Below are 11658 nucleotides of genomic sequence, written 5' to 3'. Positions count from 1 at the left end.
GCACGACACCCCCCGGGCGGGCCGATCCGCGCGACACGGGAGCAACAATGATCACTCTCGACGGGCTGACCAAGCGCTACGGCGACCGGACCGCCGTCGACGACCTCTCGGTGGAGATCTCGCCGGGGAAGGTCACCGGCTTCCTCGGCCCCAACGGCGCCGGCAAGTCCACGACCATGCGGATGATCGTCGGCCATGACCATCCCACCGCGGGACGGGCGCTGGTCAACGGGGTGCCCTACGCCGCGTTGAGGTACCCGCTGCGCGAGGTCGGCGCGCTGCTGGACGCCAAGGCGCTGCACCCGGGCCGCAGCGCGCGCCAGCACCTGCGCGTCATGGCGCGCAGCAATGGCATCCCTCGCCGCCGCGTCGACGAGGTGATCGGCATGGTGGGGCTGGACAAGGTCGCGGCGCGCCGCGCCGGCACGTTCTCGCTGGGCATGAGCCAGCGGCTCGGCATCGCCGGGGCGCTGCTCGGCGACCCGGAGGTCCTCATCTTCGACGAGCCGGTGAACGGGCTCGACCTCGAAGGGGTGCGCTGGGTGCGCGAGATGGCCCGCTCGCTGGCCGCCGAGGGCCGGACCGTCTTCATCTCCAGCCACCTGCTGAGCGAGATGCAGCTGACCGCCGACCACCTCGTGGTCATCGGGGAGGGCAGGCTCATCGCCGACGAGCCCATGACGACGCTGGTGGGCGCCGGCGTGTCCGCGGGCGTGCGGATCCGCAGCCCGGAGCCCGGCGGCCTGCGGGCGCTGCGGCACCGGTTCCTGGATCTTGGCCGGACCGTCGAGGAGACAGCGCCGGACTGCCTGACCGTGTACGGCACGACCGCGGAGGAGGCCGGTGACCTCGCCTTCGACCTGGGAGTCCGGCTGCACGAACTCCGCGTGGAGGCGTCCACCCTCGAGGAGGCCTATCTCGACCTGACCGCGGGACGCGCGGAGTACACCACCGCCCGCCCGCCCGGCGGCACCGGCGACGAGGAGAGGACGGGTCCATGACGGCGGACGTGGGCTCGTCGGCACGGGGCACGCGGCGGCCGGCGCTCGGCCCGCCGGGCGGCGGCGGGTTCGCCGGGGCGGTCGGCGCGGAATGGCTCAAGCTCTGGACGGTACGTTCCACCTGGGCGTGCCTTCTCAGCGCGATCGTCCTGCAGATCGGCTACGCCGTCATCGTGGGCGTGGCCTCGCGTTCCCCGGAGCGGGGGAGCGCGTCGGACGTGTCGAGCCTGACGGCCCCGGAGACGGCGGTCGGCGGGATCCTGTACATGGCGCAGTTCGCGATCGTCGCGCTCGCCGCGCTGAGCATCACGAGCGAGTACACGACGGGCGCCATCGGCTCGTCGCTGCTGTGCGTCCCGGTCCGCGGCCGGCTGCTGGCCGCCAAGAGCCTGGTCGTCTCCCTCACGTTCTTCGCCGCCGGCGTCCCGATCGCCCTGCTGGGTATGGTCGCGGTGGCGATGACGATGGGATCTTCAGAGGCGCGGGCCACCGGCGGCGACGTCGTGGTGTTCGCGCTCGCCATCGGCGCCTATCTCGCCCTCGTGGCGGTCCTGGTCATCGGGGCGGGGGCCGTCATGCGGAGCCTCGCCGGTACGCTGACCGCGGTGGCGGTGATCATGCTGGTGGTGCCGGTCGGGCTGATGCTCACCAAGGCGGACGCCCTCGTCGCGGCGGCGAACGGCCTCCCGGGCCCCGCGGGGCTCCATCTCATGTACGGCGGCACCGGCCCGTACGGGCGGGGTGCGGCGTGTCTGGTGCTCGCGGGCTGGGCCGCGCTGGTCCAGGCCGCCGGGTACGTGGTGCTCCGGATCCGCGATGCGTGACGCGGGCGGCGCGGCGCCCCGGCGTGCCGCGGACCCGTCTCTCGCGAAGGGGACATCATCCGTGCGGCTGGCGAAGACCGTTCTCCCCGGGCTGCTTCTCGTGCTGCTCGCTCTGGTCGAGAACACGCTGTGGGGCAGGGCCGGGGTCGGCCCGTGGCAACTGGCCGGCACCGCCGTCCCCGCGGGCGTCGCGGTGTGCCTGCGCCACCGCGTCCCGACGGCGGCGCTGTTCGGCGTGGCGACGGTCATCGTCGTCCTGTCGCTGACGACCCCGTCGGGGGAGACCACGCCGATCCTGCTGTGCTACCTGCTCGCGCTGGCGCTGATGGCCTACCACGCCGGATACACCGGCGTCACCCGCCAGGTCCCGTGGCGGCTGCCGGTGATCCTGGCCGGGATGATGCTGGCCGGTTCCGCCGGCACCGCCGTGCTGGCGCATGCCGGCGCCGACGCCTGGATGTTCGGCGCCGCGATCGTCGTGATCTTCGGGCTGGTGCCCGCGCTGCTCGGCCGCGACCGGAGCCGGCAGCGGCAGCTGGTGCGGGCCGGCTGGAACCAGGTGGCGCAGCTCGAACGGGAGCAGCGCATCATCGCGCAGGAGACGAGGCTGCGCGAACGCGCGCGCATCGCGCAGGACATGCACGATTCGCTCGGTCATGAGCTGAGCCTCATCGCGCTGCGGGTGGGCGGCCTGGAGGTCTCGCCGGACTTCGACGAACGGCACCGCACGGTGTTCGGCGAGCTGCGGTGGGCGGTCATGGCCGCCACCGAGCGGCTGGCCGAGATCGTCGGGGTGCTGGGCGACGACTCCGAGCCGGAGGCGGGCGACCCGGTGCACGGCGATGTCCGGGAGCTGGTGGACCGCGCGCGGGACTCCGGCATGGAGATCGACCTGCGCGTGGACGGCGAGGAGCATCGGCCGCCGCTCATGGTGGAGCGGGCGGCCTTCCGGGTGCTCCAGGAGGCGCTCACCAACGCCGCCAAGCACGCGCCCGGCGCCCCCGTCACGGTCGCGGTCGACCATTCCGCGACCGAGACGGTCGTGACCGTCCGCAACGAGCGCCCGGCCGGGGCGGCCCGTCCGGCGTGCGGGAGCGGCGGGCAGCGCGGGCTGATCGGGCTCCGGGAACGCTCGCGGCTGCTCGGCGGCACGCTCGAGGCGGGGGAACGCGGCGGCGTGTACGAGGTCAGGGCCCGCCTGCCGCACGCCAAGAACCGGGGAGCGCCGCACATCGAACCCCATGCCGAGCCGTACGTCGAAACGCGTGCCGCAGAAGAGCCGAACGGCGGTTGAGGGACGCCGCCCACCCGCCGACCCGCCGCCGACCCGCGCGGCCTGGACGCGGCGGCGACCCCCCGACGGCCCGCACCCGCAGGTCCCGCCGAAGTGACTCCGTAGGTCATAACAAAGTGGTGCAGTCGCCTTCTCCGGCGTTGCCGCCGCCCTTTCGTTGCTTGTATCCGAGCCGGGTGACCACGTCGTCCCAATGAGTCGCATCGCGACGGACGGCGGTGGTGATGCGTCCACCGCGCGGGCCGGTGACTCCGGTGTCACGACCTGCGGCGTACCGACCTGGCGTGGATGGCCGATGCGGGCGTCCCGGTGCATGTGCTCCGCAAGATCTGCCGGGCACGGATCTCTCAGTACGACACAGCGGTAACTGCACCCGGATGTCGCGTCGATCAGCGTGGCCGGGGGACCGTGAGTGTGCGGCTGAGGGCCTGTAGGTCCCCGGGCGGTCCCCGGTCCGGGTCGTCTAGATCATGACGGCTACGGCCACCACGAACACAAAGCCCCGTTGATCCCGGATTACTCCGTGATCGACAGGGCTTCCTGCTTCTGTCGGGACGGCGGGATTTGAACCCACGACCCCTTGACCCCCAGTCAAGTGCGCTACCAAACTGCGCCACGTCCCGGTGCCCGTCGGAGCGGGCCTGATTACTGTAGCGCAGTCGGTGGAGTCGTGTGTAACGAGTTGGCGGGGGGTCGGGGCGTCGGGGTGGTGGTGTGATGCGGGTCACAAGGTGGGCCATGGATGTCTTTGCGGACGGTCACCGGAAGCGGTCGAGTCGGGGGTTAACGGAAAGGTCGGGCAAAGAGCTGGGCTGTTTACGAGCTTTGGGGCGAATGGTCCTTCGTTCCCGTATGTAGCTTTTCTCCCGAGGCAGCAGCGCCGGAACGGGGGACAGGGTTGGCGGATGCCGAGGGCGCCTGGGCGCAGCCCGGGGCGCATGTCGCGGACCTGGAGGACCTGCGGGACGCCGCGCACGACCGTGCGGTCCTCGCCGAGGCGAGGGTCGTGTTGGCCCGGCGGCTCGGGGTCGCGCCGGGGGAGGCGCTGCAGCATCTGATCTGGCTCGCGCGTGATCTGGACATGGAGCTGGTCGAGGCGGCGTCGCTGCTGGTGAAGGGCGGGAGCGCCGGGTCGGTGGGGGCCGTGGCGGCCGGGCGGCGGGCGCCGCGGGCCGAGGGGACGGCGGAGCGGCAGACCGTCCTGTCGGAGGCCGAGGACGTGCTGCGCCGGGTCACGGCGGAGGACACGGCGGGGGACGAGGAGATCCTCGCCGGGCTGCCCGACGATCCGGTGGCGCGGGCGGTGCTCGACGGGGCGCTCGACTCGTCCGCCCATCTGGTGCCGGTGAGGCATGACGGTGAAGTCGCCGACTTCCTGTTCGCCGATCTCAACGAGGTCGCCCGGGACATGTTCGGGCGCGGGCGGGAGGAGTTGACCGGTCGGCGGCTGCTGCGGACGGATCCGGGCGCCGTGCTGAGCGGGCTTTTCGACGCGTATGTGGAGGTGCTGGAGACCGGTCGGGGGTTGGAGCGTCCCTCGTTCCAGTACACGACCGCGCAGCGGGGGTTGTCCCGGTCGTCCCGGATGAGTGTGCGGTGTGTTCCGGTGCCTACCGGGGTTTGCGTGACCTGGCGTTACCACTATCGGGAGGACAGGATCGCGCGGCGGCTGGAGCGGGTGGAGCGGCTCGCGCTGATCGGGTTCGGGGAGTGGGACCTCGCCACGGGTGAGGCGGACTGGACGCCGCAGATGCTCGCCAACTACGGGCTCGGGCCGGACGAGGTGCCGCCGATGCCGCACGACCTGCCGAAGGTGGTGGCGGACGACGACCTTCCGCTGGTGGAGGAGGCCGTCCAGACGATGTTCTCGCGGCGGGAGCCGGTGGAGGCCGAGCACCGGGTGATCGGGCGTGACGGGACGGCGCGGCATCTGTGGGTGTTCGCCGAGCCGGTGCTGGGCGAGTCCGGGCTGCCGGTGTCGATCAACATCGTGTCGCAGGACATCACACGGCGGCGGGGCGTGGAGCGGGCGCTGGCGGAGACGCGGCGGCAGATGTTGAAACAGCAGGAGCAGGCGGCGCAGGAGCGGCGGGTGGCCGTGACGCTGCGGCAGGCGATCCTGCCGGACGAGGCGGAGCATCTGCCGGGGCTGCGCACGGCGCTGCGCAGCCTGGCGGCGGAGAGCACCGCGCGGATCGGCGGCGACTGGTTCGCGACCCGTGCGCTGCCGGACGGGCACGCGATGTTCGCCATCGGGGACGCGGCCGGGCACGGTCTGCCCGCGGCGGCGTCGATGGCGCGCACCCGCAACGGGCTGCTGGGCCTGACGACCACGGGGGAGCGGCCGGGCAAGCTCGTGGGCTGGCTGAACGACCTGGTGAGCAGCATGGACCCGCCGGCGACGGGCACGGCCGTCGTGGGCCGGTTCGACCCGCGTGGGCGCGTCCTGGAGTGGACGTGCGCGGGCCATCTCCCGCCGATCCTGATCAGGGAGGGGCGGGCGGAGCCGCTGGAGGTCGTCCGCGACCCGATGCTCGGCGCGCTGCCGGGCTGGGAGTACACGACGATCACGACCGCGCTCAACCGGGGCGACATGCTCTTCCTGTACACCGATGGTCTGGTGGAGCGCAGGGACGCGGACCTGGACGAGCGGATCGGGCGCCTCACCGGCATCCTGCAGGACTGCTCCGTGGAGCCCGAGCGGATGCTGAGCGACGTCCTGGCCCGGATGGAGCACGACCGGGCGGCGGACGACACCACGCTCTTCGCCCTGTACGTGGAGTGACCAACGCCACATCGGGCCGTTGAGGGTCGCGGTGTGCGGCCTGGTCCTGTGGGCGGTGTGGCTTCCGACTGGGTGTGTTGAGGTTCTTTACCATTTGGGCGATGACGGGTAAGCCCTGGTGGCAAAGGGGTTGCGGGCCAGTTCGCTAAAGATCGGGAATCGACCCGGGGCTTACGGTGTTGGTGCTTCCTTGAGAGGGCTTTGAGCGGGCAAGACAGAGTTTTGTGCCGGATTTGCTTTCTTCGTCCTAGTTGGTACCTTCTACGTGAATCACCGCAGCGCGTCCCATGCGTTGCCGCCGGTCGTGTCGAACACGGCCGAGGATCGCGGAGCGGAATCCGCCCGCGATGCGCGCCCGACGATGCGCGCGATCACATCGAGATCAGTCAGTGAGATCCATCCAGACGGCACCGCCGCGCGGTGCGAGGCCGAGTCCGTCACGGTCCATCTGAGACCGGAACGGAGCCGGGGACCCAGGTTCCAGGGGTGAATCGGCGCGACAGTTCGCGCCGTAGGGCTGCTTCCATGCCCGAATCCGTCAGCTAACCCGGTAGGCGTCATGGGAGACAAGGAGATTCCCTGCATGACCGGTCGTTTCGATCGACTTTCCCTGAAGAACTTCACGTCCGAGGACAAGGCCGTCGGCGCCGCCGTCGGTGTGGTCCTCGCCGGGGCCGTCGGGCTGGCGATGATCAACCCGCTGGCCGGGGGCGACGCCGTGGCCGAGAGCCCGGCCCAGGCCGCCGCCGCCGGGAAGGCCGGCGTCGCGGGCGCCGGGAAGGCCGCCGGGGCCGAGGCCACCATGACGCTGGCCGAGGCCCGCGCGCAGGGCTTCAAGGTGCCCCCGCACGCGGTCAAGCCCTCCGAGGTGATCGACCTCGCCGAGAAGCAGGTCGGCATCGCAGAGGGCAAGGGCGGCATGACCAAGTTCCACAAGTGGTACGTGTCGACCCCGCACGCCAAGGCGACCGCCGAACGCGACGGAGGCTTCCCTGTCCGTGCCTACAACGGCGCGCAGTGGTGCAACATGTTCGTCTCGTGGCTCGGCGCCCAGACCGGTGTGAAGAACATGGGCTGGGACGCCTACACCGTCAAGCACGCCACCTGGTTCAAGGAGACCGACCGCTGGGGCGAGAAGCCCAAGCCCGGCGCGGTGGTGTTCTTCGACTGGAAGAACGGCTCCCGCGGTGACATCGGCGACATCGACCACGTCGGCATCGTCGTCAAGGACAACGGCGACGGCACCGTCCGCACCATCGAGGGCAACACGGACAACGCGGTCAAGAAGAAGGTCCGCGACAAGTCCCAGATCGTCGGCTACGGCTACCCGGACTACGCGTCCTGACCCTGCCACGATCTCGAAGGCGCCCGGCGAACTCGCCGGGCGCCTTCGGGCGTTCCAGGCGGATGTAACCCATGTCTCCGCCGAAGGCGGGTAATGCCAAGCATTGACAGCCTTTGATTGCTCGTGGACCTCGACGCGGCGTTCCTGGATAGGAATCCGTGCACGTGTCGCAGGAACCGGAGCCGTGGGGGGAGGGCCATGGGGGCGCGCCCGGACGTCAGCGTCGTCGTGATCGCCTACAACGACGCGCGGCGGCTGCCACGGGCCGTCGCCTCGGCGCTGGCGCAGTCCCTCGGCGGTGTCGAGACGGTGATCGTGGACGACGCCAGCACCGACGGAACGGCCGAGGTCGCCGACCGGCTCGCCGCCGCGCATCCGGGACGGGTCAGGGCCGTTCACCTCCCGGAGAACTCGGGCGGCTGCGGACGGCCCCGCAACGCGGGGATCGACGCGTCCACCGGCCGGTACGTGATGTTCCTCGACAGCGACGACCTCCTGGACCGGCACGCCTGCCTCAACCTGCTCGCCGCCGCCGAGGACGCCGGCGCCGACCTGGCGTCCGGACTGTGCGAACGGATCTTCCTGGACGTGCCCGAGGGCGGGCGGGGCCGCGTCCGACCCTGGTTCCCGTGGCTCTACCGGCGCAGGGCCGTGTACGGGCCACTGGAGCAGAACCCCAACCTCCTCTACGACACGCTGTCGACCAACAAGCTGTACCGGCGGAACTTCCTGGACGAGCACGCCCTGCGGTTCGTCGAGGACCTGCACTACGAGGACCTGCTGTTCACCGCCGAGGCCTACCTGGTCGCCCGGCGGACGGCGCTGATCCCGCATCGGGTGTACAACTGGCTCGTCCGGGAGCGGGCATCGGCGCCGTCCATCTCCGACCGGCGCGCCGATCCGGCCGGCTTCGCCGATCGACTGGAGATCCACCGTCGTATCGACATGCTGTTCGCCTTGGACGGCGCGCACGGCCTCGGGCGCGTCAAGGACGTCAAGTTCGTCAACCACGACCTGGCGATCCACCTGCGCGAGTTGCGCGGCGTCGCCGCCGGCCGGCGGGAACGCCTGCTCGACCTGGCGGCCGGATACCTGACCGAACTGGATCCGCGGGCGTTCGAGGAGGCCAACCCGCTGGCCGCGATCGCCGCGTACCTGCTCCGCGAGGGGGACCACGCGGGCGCCATCGCGGCCGCCGAGTACGAACGACAGAGCCTCTCGCCCGAGCTTCGCGCACGGCTCGTGGAGCGGAACGGACGGGTCTTCTGGGGCACGGACCGTCCCCGCGGGGCGCTCGGGCGCCGCGTCCTGGACGTCACCGGCTTCGGCTTCCACCTGCGAACCCTCAAAGAACTGCGAGCGGCGAACACGGTGACCCGGCTGGAGACGCGCGGCGGACACGTCCACATGGCCGGTCAAGTGCTGAACCCGCTCGGCCGGATCGGCCCGGACGCCGACCTCACCGGGACGCTGGAGTTCCGTGACCGGCGCCGCCGCGTCCCGGCGGGACGGGTCCGCGTCAGGATCCGGCACGAGGGCGACCGGCTGGGCTGGCACACCGAGTTCGACCCGAGACGGCGCATCCGGCCCGTCGGGTTCATCGACCCGATCTGGGACGTGCGGCTCCGGGTCCGGGCGGACGGCGAGGAGATGGTCACCCGGCCCGGCGAGGGCGACGGGTCGCCGCCGCTGGGCGGTGTCGCGCTGCCGGTCCGGCCCCGGCTGACGCGGCTGGCCGCCGACCGGCTCCGCTCCTATGTCACCGGCGGCGGCCATCTGGCGTTCGCGTTGGAGACGAGCACGCCGTGGGCGCGGCTCGCGGGCGCCGCCGCGCGCCGGGCCGCGCGTTCCCCGGCGGGACGACCCGTCCTGCGCTGGCTACGGTGGGCGCGGCGGACGGAGACGGCCGCGCGGCGCGCCATGACGTCCCGCCAGACCAAGACGGCCGTGTTCAACCATGTGCTGACGCGGCTGCCCGTCCGGCCGGACCAGGTGGTCTTCGAGAGTCACCTGGGGAAGTGGTACGCCGGTAACCCCAAGTACATCTACCGGGAACTGCGCCGATCCGGCCGGGCCGTGCGGGCGGTTTGGGCGTACACGTCGTCCGCCAAGGGGTTTCCGAAGGACGCCAAGCTGGTCCGGCGCGGCTCGTGGCCGTACTACCTCGCGCTCGCGCGGGCCCGGTTCTGGGTCGACGACCAGGGCTTTCCTGAGGGGCTCCGCAAACGGCGCGAGACCACCTACGTGCAGACCTGGCACGGGTCGGCGTTCAAGCTGATGGGGCACGACCAGCCGCGGCTCAAGCGCGCCTCGGTCGCCGAACGGGCAAGGCTGCGGCGGAAGGTGGAGCGCTTCGACTGCTTCCTCGTCCGGTCCGCGCACGACGTCGAGACGCTGTGCGCCGGGCTCGGCGTCCGCGCCGAGCCGCTCCCGGCCGGATATCCCCGCAACGACCCGCTGATCAACGGTGTGGACGGCGATCCGGAGTTGGCCGCCGAGATCGACGGGCTCCGCCGGACGCTCGGCCTGGACGACGGGCGCCGCGCCGTCCTGTACGCGCCGACGTTCACGACCGGGCCGAAGGGACGCCCGATCAAGACGCTGGCGCCGCCCATCGACCCCGACACGTTCGCGCGGGAGCTGGGGGAGGAGTTCGTGCTCCTCGTCCGGCCGCACTACCTGTGCCGCGCCGATCTTCCACCGGGCGCCCGCGCGGTCATGCGGGACGTCGGGGACGTGCCCGACGTCACCCCGCTGCTCCTGCTCGCCGACGCGCTGGTCACCGACCACTCCTCGATCATGTTCGACTTCGCCCTGCTCGACCGGCCGATCGTCCTGCACGTCCCGGACGGAAGGGACCGCACCACCGGATACTTCGACCTCGAACGGCACGCTCCCGGTCCCGTCACGCGCACCGAGGACGAGTTGGTCGCCGCGCTCGCCGCCCTGGACGACGCGGACACCGCCCACGCCGCCCGGCGCCGCGCGTTCGCCGCGCGCTTCGGCGAGCATGACCGCGGCACCGCCGCCCGAACAGTGGTGGACCGCTTCTTCCCCGCCGCGCCGCCGAGCCACAGGGAGGAACGCCATGGCCGCGCCGCGTGACGTCTTCATCGTGTGCAACGACGTCGACGACATGGGCGGGCTGCAACGCTGGGCGCACCATCTGGCACGGCTGCTGGCGAGGCGCGGCGACCGGGTCACGCTCGTCGGGATCACGCCGGGAACGGCGCCGCACCACCACGGCCGGGACGGCTCCTACGCCGTCGAGGTGCTGCACCGGGTCTGGCGGTCCCCGCCGATGGCCTGGCGCCCGCGAACGCTCCGGCAGCGCCTGAACGTGGCCGCCCGCGCCCGTGACCGGCGGCGGACGGCGGCCCAGCGGCGCGGCGCCGCCCGGCTGTCGCGGCTGTTCGCCGCCGCCCGACCCGGCGCCGTGGTGATCGCGGCGCAGGTGTGGGCGATGGAGTGGGTGCGGCTGGCCGACACCACCGGGCTGCGGACCATCGGCATGAGCCACGAGTCGTTCGCGGCCACCCGGGCGTCGTCGCGCTACCGGCGGGTCAGGGAGAACTACGCGGACGCCGACCGGATGCTCGTCCTCACCGCCGAGGACGCCGACGCCTGGGCCAGGGACGGCATGACCAACGTCGACTACATCCCGAACGCGCTGCACGTGACACCGGACGTCCATCCCACGCTCGACCTGCCGGTCGTGGCGTGCGTCGGTCGCCTGTCCTACGAGAAGGGCGTGGACCTGCTGCTGGAGGCCTGGGAGCGGGTCGCCGCGCGGCGTCCGGGGTGGCGGCTGCACGTCTACGGCGGCGGGCCCGAGGAGGAGCGGCTGCGAGCGCAGGCCGAAGCGGCGGGCCTGTCCGGTTCGGTGGAGTTCAGGGGCGTGGTGACCGAGGTCGAGGAGGCGCTCGTCGAGGCGTCGATCTTCGCGTTGCCGTCGCGGGCCGAGGGTTTCCCGATGTCGGTGCTGGAGGCCATGGCGTACGGGCTGCCGACGGTGGCGTCGGACTGCGCTCCGGGGGTCCGGGCGCTGGTCGGCGAGCGGGGCGGTGTCCTGGTCGAACCCGGTGACGTCCGCGCGTTCGCCCGCGAACTCGAACGCCTCATCGACGACCCGGACCTGCGCCGCGCCCTCGGCGCCGAGGCGCGCGCCGCGGTGCTGAGGTATCACCCGGACGTGGTCCTCGCCCGCTGGGACCGCCTGTTCGACCTCCTGCACCGCGCCCGGCCGTCCGAGCGGGCCGCGCCCGGCGCGCGGAACCGGCCGGCGACACCCCGGCACACGCGACCCGAGACCGAACCCGCCGTGCGGAGCGACTCCTTCTGACGACCGCTGCGCGAGGCCCGGGGTCGACGCCTGGGCAGGCCGCAGGGCCGCCGCGCCCGGCATACCG

General features: G+C 72.3%; 7 protein-coding genes, 1 tRNA gene and 1 riboswitch. Of the genes, 7 read left to right on the top strand and 1 reads right to left on the bottom strand.

The genetic code is table 11. The annotated features are described in order from the left end of the window. Positions 1–47 precede the first annotated feature (47 nt). The 3 genes from BZB76_RS13550 (at position 48) to BZB76_RS13540 (ending at position 3119) form a co-directional block, all read left to right on the top strand. Positions 48–1001 carry an ATP-binding cassette domain-containing protein gene (locus BZB76_RS13550; protein WP_121434739.1) on the top strand — a complete coding sequence of 318 codons (954 nt, stop codon included), beginning with the start codon at positions 48–50 and terminating at the stop codon, positions 999–1001. Continuing rightward, positions 998–1825 (top strand): ABC transporter permease, encoded by an 828-nt coding sequence (locus tag BZB76_RS13545; protein WP_121434738.1) that lies wholly within the window; start codon positions 998–1000, stop codon positions 1823–1825. The genes BZB76_RS13550 and BZB76_RS13545 overlap by 4 nt, the downstream gene beginning before the upstream one ends. A 61-nt stretch (positions 1826–1886) precedes the next feature. Continuing rightward, a complete protein-coding gene (locus BZB76_RS13540; RefSeq protein ID WP_121434737.1) occupies positions 1887–3119 on the top strand; it encodes a sensor histidine kinase in 1233 nt (410 codons plus the stop codon). 549 nt (positions 3120–3668) lie between these two features. Here the strand turns inward: BZB76_RS13540 and BZB76_RS13525 are convergent. Beyond that, positions 3669–3742, bottom strand: a tRNA-Pro gene (locus BZB76_RS13525). A gap of 275 nt (positions 3743–4017) precedes the next feature. On the opposite strand from BZB76_RS13525, the gene BZB76_RS13520 reads away from it, so the two are divergent. The 4 genes from BZB76_RS13520 (at position 4018) to BZB76_RS13505 (ending at position 11591) form a co-directional block, all read left to right on the top strand. Beyond that, positions 4018–5904 (top strand): SpoIIE family protein phosphatase, encoded by a 1887-nt coding sequence (locus tag BZB76_RS13520; protein WP_121434736.1) that lies wholly within the window; start codon positions 4018–4020, stop codon positions 5902–5904. 438 nt (positions 5905–6342) lie between these two features. After that, positions 6343–6475, top strand: a riboswitch (cyclic di-AMP (ydaO/yuaA leader). 12 nt (positions 6476–6487) lie between these two features. Beyond that, positions 6488–7249, top strand: coding sequence for a CHAP domain-containing protein (locus tag BZB76_RS13515; protein ID WP_246006933.1), 762 nt, complete (start codon positions 6488–6490; stop codon positions 7247–7249). Between the two features lie 198 nt (positions 7250–7447). Beyond that, complete coding sequence (locus BZB76_RS13510) at positions 7448–10354, top strand: bifunctional glycosyltransferase/CDP-glycerol:glycerophosphate glycerophosphotransferase (RefSeq protein WP_121434734.1); 2907 nt, start codon at positions 7448–7450, stop codon at positions 10352–10354. Continuing rightward, the gene (locus tag BZB76_RS13505; RefSeq protein WP_121434733.1) at positions 10338–11591 is read left to right on the top strand and encodes a glycosyltransferase; all 1254 of its coding nucleotides are present in this window, start codon (positions 10338–10340) and stop codon (positions 11589–11591) included. Before BZB76_RS13510 ends, BZB76_RS13505 begins: the two co-directional genes overlap by 17 nt. Positions 11592–11658: the final 67 nt, after the last annotated feature.

The organism is Actinomadura pelletieri DSM 43383 (assembly GCF_003634705.1).
Classification (GTDB): Bacteria; Actinomycetota; Actinomycetes; order Streptosporangiales; family Streptosporangiaceae; genus Spirillospora; species Spirillospora pelletieri.
This window is presented reverse-complemented; position numbering and strand designations above follow the sequence as displayed.